The sequence below is a fragment of the Paracoccus panacisoli genome, assembly GCF_042435015.1.
GTDB lineage: Bacteria > Pseudomonadota > Alphaproteobacteria > Rhodobacterales > Rhodobacteraceae > Paracoccus > Paracoccus panacisoli.
In genome coordinates, this window is sequence record NZ_JBHMQU010000074.1 from 69,632 (window position 1) to 82,833 (window position 13,202).

A 13,202-nucleotide genomic window follows, 5' to 3' on the forward strand; every position below is an offset into this window, starting at 1 on the left:
CCCTTTCGTTGCGAGGCTGAACGGCCTATGTTGGCGTCATGAGCCAGTTCGACGACGCCGACGCCTTCGAGGCCGCAGCCGCCCGCGCCCCCGCCCCCCGCCCCTCGCTCAGCGCGCGGGCGATGGGGATCGGGGCGCAGGCGGCGCCCGCCTATCTCGACGGGCTGAACCCCGCGCAGCGCGCCGCGGTCGAGGCGCTGGACGGCCCGGTCCTGCTGCTCGCCGGCGCCGGCACCGGCAAGACCCGCGCGCTCACCACCCGCATCGCGCATCTTCTGACCCAGGGCCGGGCCACGCCGGGCCGCATCCTCGCCGTGACCTTCACCAACAAGGCCGCGCGCGAGATGAAGGCACGGATCGCCAAGCTCCTGGGCGAGACGATCGAGGGGATGCCGTGGCTCGGCACCTTCCACTCGGTCAGCGTCAAGATCCTGCGCCGCCACGCCGAACTCGTGGGCGTGGGCGACCTGCACCTGAAGTCGAGCTTCACCATCCTCGACACCGACGACCAGCTGCGGCTGCTCAAGCAGCTCATCGCCGCCGAGAACATCGACGAGAAGCGCTGGCCGGCGCGGATGCTGGCCGGGCTCATCGACGACTGGAAGAACCGCGCCCTCACCCCCGGCCGCGTCCCCGCGTCCGAGGCGCACGCCTACGACGGCAAGGGCGTCGCGCTCTACACCCAGTACCAGCGCCGCCTGATCGAGCTGAACGCCACCGACTTCGGCGACCTGCTCTTGCACTGCGTGACGATCTTCCAGGCCCACCCGGACGTGCTCGCGCAGTGGCAGGACCGCTTCCGCTACATCCTCGTGGACGAATACCAGGACACCAACGTCGCCCAGTATCTCTGGCTGCGGCTGCTCGCGGCCGGGCACCGCAACATCTGCTGCGTGGGCGACGACGACCAGTCGATCTACGGCTGGCGCGGCGCCGAGGTCGGCAACATCCTTCGCTTCGAGACGGATTTCCCCGGCGCCCAGGTGATCCGGCTGGAACAGAACTACCGCTCGACGCCGCAGATCCTCGCCGCCGCCTCGGGCCTCATCGCCGCCAACAAGGGCCGGCTGGGCAAGACGCTCTGGACCGACGCCGAGCCGGGCGAGAAGGTCCGCCTCATCGGCCACTGGGACAGCGAGGCCGAGGCCCGCTGGATCGGCGAGGAGATCGAGGCCTTCCACGGCGGCCACCGCCATTCCGTTGGCCGCCGCAGCCTCAACGACATCGCCATCCTCGTGCGCGCCGCCCACCAGATGCGGGCCTTCGAGGACCGCTTCATGACCATCGGGCTGCCCTACCGCGTGATCGGCGGCCCGCGCTTCTACGAGCGGCTCGAGATCCGCGACGCGATGGCCTATTTCCGCCTCGCCGTCTCGCCCACCGACGACCTCGCGTTTGAGCGCATCGCCAACACCCCCAAGCGGGGCTTGGGCGACAAGGGCTTGCAGACCATCCAGCGGGTCGCCCGCGCCGAGGGGCTGTCGCTGCTGCAGGGGGCCGCGGCGGCGGTCGCCTCGGGCGATCTGGGCGGCAAGGCCGCGGCCCAGATGCGGCTCTTCACCGAGGCGATGGGCCGCTTTCACGCCGACGCGCTCGGCAGCCGGGTGAGCCATGTCGAGCTGGCCGAGCGCATCCTCGACGAGACCGGCTACACGGCCATGTGGCAGGCCGACAAGTCGCCGGACGCGCCGGGCCGCCTCGACAACCTCAAGGAACTGGTCAAGGCGCTGGAAGAGTTCGAGAACCTGCAGGGCTTCCTCGAGCACGTCGCACTGGTGATGGACGCGGCCGAGGGTGAGCAGGCGGAAGAGGTGTCGATCATGACGCTGCACGCCGCCAAGGGCCTCGAATACCCCATCGTCTTCCTGCCGGGGTGGGAGGACGGGCTGTTCCCCAGCCAGCGCAGCATGGACGAATCGGGCCTGAAGGGCCTCGAGGAAGAGCGGCGGCTCGCCTATGTCGGCCTGACCCGGGCCGAGGACCTCGCCACCATCAGCTTCGCCGGCAACCGGCGGATGTACGGCCAGTGGCAGTCGTCGCTGCCCTCGCGCTTCATCGACGAGCTGCCCGAGGATCAGATCGAGGTGCTGACGCCCCCCGGCCTCTACGGCGGCGGCTACGGCGCGGCGGCGCAAGGCTTCGGGCAGCCCTTCACCCCCTCGGCCATGCACGACCGCGCCAGCCGCGCCGACGTCTACAACTCGCCCGGCTGGAAGCGGATGCAGGAGCGCGCGGCGGCCCGGTCCGCGCCGACCCACCGCACCCCGATCGTCATCGACGCGACCCCGGGCGAGCGCTTCGCCGTGGGCGAGCGGGTGTTCCATCCGAAGTTCGGCACCGGCACGGTTCAGGGCATCGCCGAGGACACGCTGACGGTCGAGTTTCCCGCCGGCTTCAAGACCATCAAGGCGGCCTACGTCCAGCCCGCCGCCGAGGCCGCCCGCGACATCACCCCATCGGACGACGTGCCGTTCTGAGTCGCCGCCGCGAAGGCTGCCGCCCCGCCGCCCCGCCGAGTCGCGGCATCGCCCACCGGACGGCCCCGCTGGCTCAACCCGATCCGCTGACGGCTCTGCGGGGGTCCCACACCCCCGAATCCCCCTGCCCGCCGGTCAGCCGCCCCGCCCCCCTCGGGCTGGACCCAAATATCCCGGGGTCCGGGGCAGCGCCCCGGCCGGCGCCGCCGCTCGCCGCTTCCGCTTGCCCCTTGGCCACGCTTGCGCGAAAACCCCCGCCATGACCGATCGCACCCCCGCCTCCGCCCCGCGCGCGCCCCTGCCCCACAGCCTCAAGCTGGCGCTCGACTACGGCCCGCTCGTGGCCTTCCTCGTCGTGTTCCTGCTCTACCGTGACCGCACCGTGCACTGGGGCGGGCAGAGCTATCCCGGGCTGATCGTCGCCACGCTGGTCTTCGTGCCGCTGACCATCGCCGCCAACGCCGTGCTCTGGGCGCGCACCCGCAAGCTTTCGGTCATGCAGCTCGTCACGCTGGTGATCGTGGTGATCTTCGGCGGGCTGACGATCTGGCTCAACGACGAGCGCTTCATCAAGATGAAGCCCACCTTCATCTACCTGCTGCTGGCCGGGATGCTCGGCCTCGGCCTCGTGCTGCGTCGCAACTGGCTGGCGCTGGCGATGGGCGAGATGGTGCCGCTCGCCCCCGAGGGCTGGCGCCGGCTGACCCTCAGGATGACCGGGCTGTTCCTGACGCTTGCGGTCCTCAACGAGATCATCTGGCGCACCCAGTCCGACACCACCTGGGTGCTGTTCAAGACCGTGGGTCTGATCGCGCTGACCTTCGTCTTCCTGATGGCCAACGTCCCGCTGATCCAGCGTTACGCGCTGATCCCCGAGGAGAACGCGGGCGAGGACGGCACCCCGCCCGCACGGTGACGAACGGTCGTTTCGGCGCGGGCGCGCTGGCCGGCCGAGGTCACGGTGAGAAATCCTGCAAGCGCCGTTCATGCCCCCTTGCGCACCCCCGGCCTAGCGGCTAAATCGCCCCGCACGGTCCGAGACGGACCACCGGCGCTGTGGTAGCTCAGTGGTAGAGCACTCCCTTGGTAAGGGAGAGGTCGAGAGTTCAATCCTCTCTCACAGCACCATCCTCCCTTGAGATTGCAGCGAAATCTGGTTGCTCCAAGGGGAGCAGTCGCCGTGTCGGCAGACCCTGCGACCGACGGGCCGATCCAGTCGGCGAAGGTCCAGACAGGATGCACCGGGGCACTCGGACAGAGGTCCACTTTTGAATCTGCCGAGGCCAGTGGGTTCTGTCGGTCACGTCTCAATCGGGGCGGGATCTCGGGCGCTGCCGATCCGCTTACCGGATCCCTTCAATGGAAATCCCGGGACGACGGCAGGATGCGGGCGTCGCGGGGATGGCCGAGCCGCGGGGTCGGCAGGCGCCGCGGGGTTTCCCCCGCGAGGCGCCCCAGCACGTCCGAGCGGTCACGCAGGTCGTGGACCACGATATGCGTCACCCCGTCGCCGCGCTGGATCGTTCCGCGGACGTCCATCAACCGGGCAGTCATGGCGACCTTGCGGAAGCGCTCGAACATCTTCGGCCACAGCACGAGGTTGGCCACCCCTGTCTCGTCCTCTAGGGTGATGAAGCACACGCCCTTGGCGCTTCCGGGGCGCTGGCGGATCAGCACCAGCCCGGCCAGCCGGACCTCGCCACGGTCGCGGACCCGCGCCAGCCCCGCTGCCGACACGTAGCCCTGGGCGCTGAGCGAAGCTCGCAGGAAACGCATGGGATGCGCCTTCAGCGACAGCCGCAGCGTCTGGTAGTCGGCCACCACATGCTCGCAGACCGGCATCGCGGGCAGCACCACGCCGGCCTCGGCCCCTTCGTCAAAGGCCTCTCCCCCGTCCCCGGCACCCGCCTCGGGGGCGCTGAACAGCGGCAGCGGCGGTGCGTCCTTGAGCGCCCGCGCCTCCCACAGCGCCCCACGTCGGTCGAGCCCCATCGAACGGCAGGCATCGGCCGCTGCGAGCAGCCGGATCGCCCGCCGGTCGAGCGCCGCCCGTGCCTTGAGGTCGGCCATCCCCGCGAAGGGCGCCTCGCGCGCGGCGACAAGGCGGTGGGCGGCCGCCTCGGGCAGCCCGTCGATCTGGCGCAGCCCCAGCCGCAGGGCAAAGCCGCCCGGGCACGAGGCGGGTTCGAGCGTGTTGTCCCAGTCGCTGAAGTTCACGTCGGGGGCGCGGGTCTCGACCCCATGCTCGCGCGCGTCGCGCACGATCTGGGCCGGGGCGTAGAACCCCATCGGCTGGCTGTTCAGCAGCGCCGCGGCGAAGGCGGCCGGGTAATGGCACTTCAGCCAGGCCGAGACATAGACGAGATGGGCGAAGGCCGCGGCATGGCTTTCGGGAAAACCGTATTCCCCGAAGCCCTTGATCTGGTTGAAGCAGCGGGCAGCGAACACCGGATCGTAGCCGCGCTCGATCATCCGGCTGACCATCTTGTCCTGCAACTGCTCGATGCTGCCGCGCGAGCGGAAGGTAGCGAGCGCCCGGCGCAGCTCGTTCAGCTCGGCCGGGTCGAAGCGGGCGGCGACCATGGCGATCTTCATCGCCTGCTCCTGGAAGATCGGCACCCCCTTGGTCCGCTGGAGGATGTCGCGCAGCTCGTTCTGGGGATACTCGGGGCCGGGGGTGGGATAGTCCTCAACCTCCTGCCCGTTGCGGCGGCGCAGGTAGGGGTGGACCATATCGCCCTGGATCGGGCCGGGGCGGACGATGGCGACCTCGATCACCAGGTCATAGAACTCGCGCGGCTTGAGCCGCGGCAGCATGTTCATCTGCGCCCGGCTTTCGACCTGGAACACCCCCACGCTGTCGGCCCGGCAGAGCATGTCGAAGGTCGCGGTATCCTGTTGAGGGACGGTGGCGAGGGTCAGCGCGCGGCCGTGATGGGCGGCGATCAGGTCGAAGCATTTGCGGATGCAGGTCAGCATTCCCAGCGCCAGCACGTCCACCTTGAGGATGCGCAGCTCCTCGATGTCGTCCTTGTCCCACTCGATGAAGCTGCGGTCTGGCATGGCGCCGTTGCCGATCGGCACCGTCTCGGTCAGCAGCCCCTCGGTCAGGATGAAGCCGCCGACGTGCTGGCTGAGATGGCGCGGCATCCCGATCATCTGCTCGGCAAGCTTGATGACGCGGGCCAGATAGGGGTCGCGCAGGTAAAGCCCGGTCTCGGCGGCGTGGCCGAGGTCGTCGCCCCAGCTGCCCCAGACGGTGTTGGCCAGCGCACTCGTCACGTCCTCGGTCAGCCCCATCGCGCGCCCGACCTCGCGGATGGCGCTGCGGGGACGATAGTGGATCACCGTCGCGCACAGCCCGGCCCGGTCGCGGCCGAAGCGATCGTAGATGTGCTGGATCACCTCCTCGCGCCGCTCATGCTCGAAATCGACATCGATGTCGGGCGGCTCTTCACGGTCCTCGCTGATGAAACGCTCGAACAGCAGGTTGCTGGTGGCCGGATCGACCGGGGTGATGCCCAGCACGTAACACACGGCCGAGTTCGCCGCCGACCCCCGCCCCTGGCACAGGATGCCCTGCCCGCGCGCGTAAAGGACGATGTCGTGGATGGTGAGGAAATACTGGGCGATCCGCTTGCGGCCGATCAGGGCCAGCTCCATCTCGATCGTGGCCCGGACCGCCTCGGGCACGCCCGCGGGATAGCGTGCGGCGGCGCCCGCCCAGGTCAGCTCGGTCAGGTACTCCTGTGGTTCGCGCCCGGGCGGCGCAGTTTCGCGCGGGTATTCGTAGCGAAGCTCGGTCAGGGTGAAGCGGCAGGCATCGGCCACCGCGCGGGTGGCAGCTATAGCGTGCGGCCAGCGCGAGAACAGGCGAGCCATCTCGGCCGGGGACTTGAGGTGCCGTTCGCCGTTGGGGGCAAGCAGCAGCCCGGCACGGTCGATGGTGGTCCTTTCGCGGATGCAGGTCATCACGTCCTGCAGCGGGCGGCGGTCGGGGGCGTGGTAATGCACGTCGTTGGTGGCAAGGATCGACAGCCCCGCCGCCCGCGCCGCCCGGTCCAGCCGGTTGATCCGCGCCACGTCGTCGCCGCGGTATAGAAAGCTCGCCGCCACATGGCGGAGCGTCGGCAGCCGCGCCGCGAGGTTCGGCAGCACCGCCAGATCATCGCCAGGCAGCCAGATCAGTTGCACCCCCTCGGAATGGGCGGCGAGGTCATCCAGCGTCAGGTCGCAGACCCCCTTGGCCTGCCAGTCCCCTGCCGCGTTGCGCATCCGCCCTCGCGAGATCATCGCCGACAGACGCCCATAGGCGGCCCGGTTGGTGGGATAGGCAAGAAACCCCGTCCCGCAGGTCAGCACGATCCGCGCCCCGATCACCGGCCGCAGTCCGGCGATGCGCGCGGCCGCGTGCAGCCGCACCACCCCGGCGAGGCTGTTGAGGTCAGCAATCCCCAGCGCGTCGTGCCCCAGTGCGTGCGCGGTTGCGACCAGTTCGTCAGCCTGGCTCGCCCCACGCAGGAACGAGAACGCGCTCGTCACCCCCAGCTCGACGAAGGGGGCGCCTCGGGCGGGGGGGGAGAACGCGCCGCTGAGCCGGCGCCGGGCGGGGCTGTCGTTCTGGGGCATCAGGCGAACACCCCGTGCAGGAACCACCGCGGCGCGCCGCCGCGTCCGTCGCCCGGCATCCCCTCGCGGAAGATCCAGAGCCGGCGGCCGTGCTCGTCCTCGATGCGGAAATAGTCGCGCAGCCGCACCCCGGGCCGGTCGCGCCACCACTCGGGGGCGATGCGCTCGGGCCCCGCAAAGCGGGCCGCGCGCAGGGTCTGGCGACGCCAGACGAACTGCGCGGGCGGCCCGTCCGGGACGGCGTAGAGGACGCGGATCTCTTCGGGCGGGTCGAAGAGGCGGATGGGACGCGGCGAGAGCGGCGGCGCGGCAGGGAGGGGCGGAGAGGCCGCCGCCGGGGTGAGGGGGGGAGCAACGGCCGCGAGGGTGGGGGCCGGGCGCGCAGGGGGCGGGGCGGGGCGGGTGACAGAGCGCAAGGGTGAGGCGGGATCGGCCGCCGGGTCCGACGACCTGCCCGTCGGCAGCCCCGGTTCGGGGCTGGGGTTGCCCTCCGCTCGGGAGGCGGGGCACGGGTCGGTCTGGGGAGCGTCCGGAAACGCGCTGTGAAAGGTCGCCTGGCGTGGACCGGTCTGGCACGGGTTGTTTTTAGAGGCAGGTGACGGCGCCGCGTCGGGTTCGACCTTCGGCCGGGGGACCAAACACAGGCCACTCGGGCGGGCGGGGGATGAAACCGAAAAACGCTCCGAACGCGCGTCTGAAGCGTGAACCGCCCGGGCATCCGCCTGCCCCTTACCCGCGATCACGGGAGGGGAGCCGTCTCGGAAAGCCTCGTTTGCTTCTTCGCGCTTCGCCGGACTTTCTGCCTCTGGCGCGGTATCGGATGACACCTTCTGTGCTGTGCCGGGAAAGAGTTGAACCACCCCTACGGTGACCCGTGCCGTCGGCCCTTGTGCCAACCGGACTTCGGCCTGCCCTTCGCGCACGATCACCTGAAAGGGGAAGCTCCGAACGGCCTCACAGCCTTCCTCGCCCTTCGCCTGACTTTCTGACTGTCGCACCGCATCGGACGACACCAGCTGCGCCTTGCCGGACACGGGTTTAGCAGCCCTGAGGGTTACCTCCTGAGCCGCAAGCCACCTTGCGATCCTGACTTCAGCCTGACCACTGCGCACCATGGCCCGAGAGGCGCCATCACGGATTGGCTCGCAGCCTTCCTCGCGTTTCGCCTGTCCCGCTGTCTCTCGCGTCGTGTCGGATGACACCGGCGGGGCCCCGCTTGGCACCACGCGCAGAGCCGCCCCGATGCCCCCCAGTGCCGTCGGCCCTTGCCCCAACCCGGCTTCAGCCTGCCCGCCGCGCACGATCGTTGGCGAGGGGCGGTCTCGGAGCATCTCGCAGCCTTCCTCGCGCTTTGTGCTCCCTCTTGCCTCTCGCGCAGTATCGGACAGCACCTTCTCCACGCCGCCACCCGTCACAGCTTGAGCCGCGCCGACGTTTCCGTTCTGCGCCACCAGCCGTGGTGCTCCATCAACGCACCGCGGCGCGGGCGCCACACCCCCCACCTTCCTCCCCTTCCCCTCCCCCGCCCCCCCGCCAACATCCAGCGGCCCCCCGGGCCCCTCGGCGCGCTCGGGGATGTGGCTTTCGCGGGCGACGGGGCAACTGATCGGGCCGGGGCCGAAGCGCGCCGTCAGCCGGTCCACCAGCCGCGCCAGTTCCAGCGCATGGTCCTGGCCCTCGGCGTCCAGCCGCGGCTGCGCCGGCTCGAGCGGTTCCGTCGCCAGCGCCGTCAGGGTGATGAGGTCGAAGCCGTAGCCCGGGTCGAGCCGGTCCAGCCGGTCGCCCCAGAGGCGCAGCAGATGCGCCGCCTCGCGCGAGGGGGCGGCGCAGCGGGCCACCACGTCGCGGCGCTCGCCGTCCACGCGGAACACCGACAGGCGCAGCCGCCGGCAGCCCTGGTCGCGGGCCGCCATCGCCGCGCAGACCTCGGCGGTCAGGCCCGGCAGCCAGTCGCGCGGGTCCATCACCGGCTCGGCCAGCCGGGCCACGGCCTGAAACAGCGGCGGCGGCTCGGGGGCGCCCACCGGCTCGGCCAGCGCGCCGCGCAGCTGGTCCAGCCGGATCAGCGGGTTGTCCTCGCGCGGGGCGCGGTTGAAGCGGCGCATCAGCGACAGCCGCGGGATCGCCGCCAGCGCCGCCACGGTCTTGAGCCCCAGCCGGCCGAGCAGCAGGCAGGTCTCGGCCGAGAGCCGCAGCGCCTCGACCGGCAGCGGGTCGAGATCGGCAAGGTCGTGGCAGACCGCCCGTTCGGGCCCGAACCGCGCGAGCGCCCAAGCCGCCCCCCAGCCGGGTGCCACCGCCACCCGCGCGGTCAGCCCGGCCGAGGCGAAACGGCCCTGGATGTCGGCCAGCATCGCCGGCTCGCCCCCGAAGAGATGCGCGACCCCGGTGGTGTCGATCACCATCCCCGCGGCGCCGTCGGGGGCCGACAGCGGCCCCCAGCGCCGCGCCCAGTGGACCAGCCGGGCCAGCGCCGCGGCATCCTCGGCCGGGCGGGCCTCGTCGATCCGCAGCCCGGGGCAGAGCGCCGTGCTGGCCGTCACCAGCGCCCCGCGCCGCACCCCGCCCTGGGCGGCGGCGCGGTTGGCGTCGTGGATGACCTGCCCCTTCGGACCCGGCGCCGAGAGCGCCACGGGCAGGTCAGCGGGCCAGTCGGGATGGGCCCGCTGCCAGCGCTCCATCGCCAGCGAGGGCAGAAAAATCGAGACGATCCGCCGCCCGGTCATGGCGCACCACCCAAGTCCCCGGCTGCCCGTCGCGGCAGCGGAAGAGCTCGGCCCGCCAGCGCGGGTCGCCGGGCGCAAAGGGGTCGTCGGGATCGGGCGCCGAGGGCAGGCTGGTGATCCGCCAGCGCTGCCGCGCGGCGCTCGGCTGGGCTGAGGCGCGGTGCCGGATCAGCCAGCACACCCGCCCCGCCCGCTCGGCCCTGAGCGCCAGCCGCCGGGTGGCGGTGAAGCTCAGCGCCGGAGGGTCGCCGTGGATCTCGCCCACCACGGCGGCGAGGGGGGCAGAGAGCCCGTCCTCCATCGCCGCCAGCACGTCCACCGGGCGCGAGAGGTCCAGCCGCAGCAGCCGCCGCCCCATCCCGGCGAGGCACGGCACCCCATGCTCGCGCCGCGCCATGCGGTCCTGCGCCCAGAGCACCAGCCCCGGCGGCAGCGACGCCAGCGCAAAGCCGATCGCCCCGGCATCGAGGGGATGGGCCGAGAACGCCTCGGACAGCGTCGGCACGGTGAGCGCCGGGGCGTGCGGCTGCGTCTGGCCGGAGACCAGGGCCCCGCCGGTCGGCAGAGCCGGCGGGGTCGGAAGCAGCGGCCGCGGCCCGGCCTGCGGGGGAAAGGTGATCGGGATCATGCATGGCAACGGGAACGGATGTTCTTTCTTTGTTCTCGTCCTTGCGGGTCGATTCGTCAACCTCTGTGTAGGAGGGCGGGGAAATTGGAGGGGGACGACTTCGGCGGAAGAGGGTCAGGCGCCTGAGCGGTCGGGCCGAAGGAGGGCCCCAGACAGAGGCTTGAACGGAGAAGCTCAGGGCACGCCCACCTTGACGGTCGAGGGCATAGGGAGAGGTCCAAGCGGAGCCGCGGGCAAAGCCAGCGGTAAAGTCATGGAGAACGCTAGGGAAGGCCGAAAGGCCCCGCTGCAAAGGCCGAGCGCCCCTCGGCGCGCGCGCCCGCAGCTTCTCTCCTTCCGGGGGCGCCCCCCCTCACCACAACGCCGCCACCCCCTTCGCCTGCGCGAGCAGCATCCCCGCCTCCTGCGGCAGGATCATCAGCGCCGTCGCCCAGGCATCGGCGCGGGCGCAGCTGTGGGCGAGCACCGTCACCGCGGACACGCCCTGCGCGGGCAGCCCGCTGCGCGGGTTCATCGTGTGCGACACCCGCCGCCCGCCGACCTCGACGAAATGCCGATAATCCCCCGACGAGGCGAGGGCGGTGCCCGCGATCTCGATCATCCCGCGGGCGGCGCGGCGGCCGGGCTCGGGGTGCTCGACCGCCACCCCCCAGGGGCGGCCGTCGGGGCGGGTGCCCAGCGCCACCAGCTCACCGTCGAGCCCGAGCAGCGCCTGCCCGACGCCCATCGCCCGCGCCACCCCGGCCATCGCATCGACCGCGTGGCCCTTGGCGATCCCGTCGAGCGTCAGCGTCAGGTCGGCGTGCTTGCGCGCCCGGCCGCGGGCGGGGTCCAGCTCCAGCGCCTGCGCGGTGGCACCGGCCGCGCGCGGCGGGGCCGACATCGCCGCCGGGCGCACCGCGCCGCGCGCGGCGCCGAAGCCCCAGGCCGCGGCCAGCCCGCCCATGCCGATGTCGAAGAGCCCGCCCGTCTCGCGCCCCATCTCGAGCGACAGGGCCAGCAGCGCCAGCAGCCCCTCCGGCAGCGCCACCCACGCCCCGACCGGGGCGGCGTTGAGGCGGCAGAGGTCGCTGTCGGGGCGCCAGAGGCTCGCCTCGGCCTCGACCCGCTCGACCGCGGCGGCGAGCGCCGGCCCGAGACCGGGGGGCGGGTCGGCCAGCCGCGCGGTCCAGCGGCTGCCCATCGCCGGGCCGGAGAGGGTGACGAGATCAGTAGGTGTCCTCGACATAGCGCCCCTCTGCCTTGAGCGCGGCGACCGACAGCCCCGCGGGCCTCAGCGCCGCGTCGAGTTCGGCCGCCACCGACTGGCCCATCGCCACGCTGCCGCAGACCAGCACCCGCGCGCCGCGGCCGATCTGGTCGCGCAGCCGCGCGGCATCCTCGCGCAGCCGGTGCTGGACGTGGCCGCGCTCGGCGCCCCGGGCGGCACGGCTGACGGCGGTCCTGAGGCGGGTCAGCCGCCCCTCGGCCTGCCAGCGCCCCAGCTCTTCGGCGTAAAGGAAATCCGACGCCGGGTCGCGCAGCCCAAAGTAGAGCACCCGCTCGGCCCCCGGCGCGGCGCGGCGCAGCAGCCCGGCCATCGGCCCGATGCCGCAGCCGGCCGAGATCATCACCAGCGGCGCAGGGGCGGCGCGGAAGGCGGGGTTGGCGCGGGTGAAGCCGCGCAGGCGGTCGCCCGGCTGCAACCCGTGCAGGAAGGTCGAGCAGACCCCGCCCGGCACCTTGCGCACGCAGATCTCGACGAAGCCGTCGCGGGCCGACGAGGCGAGCGAGTAGAACCGAGGCGCGCTCGCCCCCGGGGCCATGACGGCCAGCAGGTCGCCGGCCTCGAACCGCGGCCCGCCGAGCCAGCGCGGCCGCACCGCAAAGCGCAGGATCGCGGTCGGGGCCTGCACCGCCTCGCCATAGTCGCGGCGCGAGATCAGCCGCAGCCCGTGCAGCCGCGGCAGCGCGGGGCGATGCTCGGGCGCGATGGGCAGCGCCAGCGCGCGGCCCAGCGCCCGCCCCCAGGCGGCAAAGGCCGCCGGCGACTGCGCGTCAACCCGGTCGAGCGGCAGCAGCGCCGGCCAGCCGCGCGCCTCGAGCGCCGCCGCGACCGTCTCGGCATAGGCGCAGAAGCGGGGGAAGGCGCGGTCGCCGAAGCCCAGCACCGCGACCGGCAGCGGCTTGAGCCCGTCGAGGCGGTCGAGGAACCGCCGCGCCGAGGCCGGCGCCACCCCGTCGCCGTAGGTCGCGGCCATCACGATGAGCGCCCGCGCCCGCGGCATCGGCCCCACGGAGTCCATGTCGCCCAGATGCACCCGCGCGCCCGTCGCGCTGAGCGCGCGGTGCAGGCTCGCGGCGAAGCCCCGGGTCGAGCCGCCCTCGCTGCCGACGAGGATCACCAGCTCGGCCTCGGCCATCGGCACGTTGCCCGGCACCCGCACCGCACCGCGACGGCGCGAAAGCCAGATCGCCGCGCCGGTCCCGGCCAGCACCGGCACCGCCAGCGCCGCGGTCCCGAGGATCAGCCCCAGCGCCCAGAGCCCGTGGCCGGTGTGCAGGCGATAGGCCCACTCCCACACCCGGCCGCCCCAGGTCACCGGGGCGAAGGCCGCGACCGCGCCCGTCGCGGGCTCGACCAGCGCCACCCCCGCGCCGGTCTCGGTGCGCAGCAGCTCGCCCGCCCGCGCGGGCAGCGTCAGGCTGCGCAGCTCGGCCAGCGCCCGGTCGATCGCCGGCATCCGCGCCAGCGTCAGCGGC

Annotated in this window: 7 protein-coding genes and 1 tRNA gene; 3 read left to right on the plus strand and 5 right to left on the minus strand. The window is 72.6% G+C overall.

All coding sequences use genetic code 11. The annotated features are described in order from the left end of the window. The first annotated feature begins 38 nt into the window (after positions 1-38). The 3 genes from ACFHYO_RS14010 to ACFHYO_RS14020 all read left to right on the plus strand — a co-directional run bounded on the left by ACFHYO_RS14010 (position 39) and on the right by ACFHYO_RS14020 (position 3,605). On the plus strand, positions 39-2,477 hold the full coding sequence (locus ACFHYO_RS14010) for a UvrD-helicase domain-containing protein (protein ID WP_394321177.1): 2,439 nt from the start codon (positions 39-41) through the stop codon (positions 2,475-2,477). Positions 2,478-2,736: 259 nt separating this feature from the next. Next, positions 2,737-3,393, plus strand: a complete 657-nt coding sequence (locus ACFHYO_RS14015) for an inner membrane-spanning protein YciB (protein ID WP_394321178.1) — start codon at positions 2,737-2,739, stop codon at positions 3,391-3,393. A 137-nt stretch (positions 3,394-3,530) separates the two neighbouring features. Continuing rightward, positions 3,531-3,605: transfer RNA gene (locus ACFHYO_RS14020), tRNA-Thr, on the plus strand. A 228-nt stretch (positions 3,606-3,833) separates the two neighbouring features. Here ACFHYO_RS14020 and ACFHYO_RS14025 read toward each other — a convergent pair. The 5 genes from ACFHYO_RS14025 to ACFHYO_RS14045 form a co-directional block, all read right to left on the minus strand. Beyond that, positions 3,834-7,106 carry an error-prone DNA polymerase gene (locus ACFHYO_RS14025; RefSeq protein WP_394321180.1) on the minus strand — a complete coding sequence of 1,091 codons (3,273 nt, stop codon included), beginning with the start codon at positions 7,104-7,106 and terminating at the stop codon, positions 3,834-3,836. After that, the gene (locus ACFHYO_RS14030; RefSeq protein WP_394321182.1) at positions 7,106-9,832 is read right to left on the minus strand and encodes a Y-family DNA polymerase; all 2,727 of its coding nucleotides are present in this window, start codon (positions 9,830-9,832) and stop codon (positions 7,106-7,108) included. Before ACFHYO_RS14030 ends, ACFHYO_RS14025 begins: the two co-directional genes overlap by 1 nt. Next, entirely contained in the window at positions 9,747-10,460 is a 714-nt protein-coding gene (locus ACFHYO_RS14035; protein ID WP_394321184.1) for a hypothetical protein, read from the minus strand. The genes ACFHYO_RS14030 and ACFHYO_RS14035 overlap by 86 nt, the downstream gene beginning before the upstream one ends. Positions 10,461-10,812: 352 nt before the next feature. After that, positions 10,813-11,688 (minus strand): FAD:protein FMN transferase, encoded by an 876-nt coding sequence (locus ACFHYO_RS14040; RefSeq protein WP_394321186.1) that lies wholly within the window; start codon positions 11,686-11,688, stop codon positions 10,813-10,815. After that, positions 11,669-13,202, minus strand: a 1,534-nt coding sequence (locus ACFHYO_RS14045; RefSeq protein WP_394321188.1) for a flavodoxin domain-containing protein, incomplete at its 5' end; no start/stop codon positions are given. The genes ACFHYO_RS14040 and ACFHYO_RS14045, both read right to left, overlap by 20 nt.

Excerpts from the sequence above, each read along its gene's own strand:
- ACFHYO_RS14010 (WP_394321177.1), top strand. The coding sequence starts at position 39 with ATGAGCCAGTTCGACGACGCCGACGCCTTCGAGGCCGCAGCCGCCCGC.
- ACFHYO_RS14015 (WP_394321178.1), top strand. The coding sequence starts at position 2,737 with ATGACCGATCGCACCCCCGCCTCCGCCCCGCGCGCGCCCCTGCCCCAC.
- ACFHYO_RS14025 (WP_394321180.1), bottom strand. The coding sequence starts at position 7,106 with ATGCCCCAGAACGACAGCCCCGCCCGGCGCCGGCTCAGCGGCGCGTTC.
- ACFHYO_RS14030 (WP_394321182.1), bottom strand. The coding sequence starts at position 9,832 with ATGACCGGGCGGCGGATCGTCTCGATTTTTCTGCCCTCGCTGGCGATG.
- ACFHYO_RS14035 (WP_394321184.1), bottom strand. The coding sequence starts at position 10,460 with ATGATCCCGATCACCTTTCCCCCGCAGGCCGGGCCGCGGCCGCTGCTT.
- ACFHYO_RS14040 (WP_394321186.1), bottom strand. The coding sequence starts at position 11,688 with ATGTCGAGGACACCTACTGATCTCGTCACCCTCTCCGGCCCGGCGATG.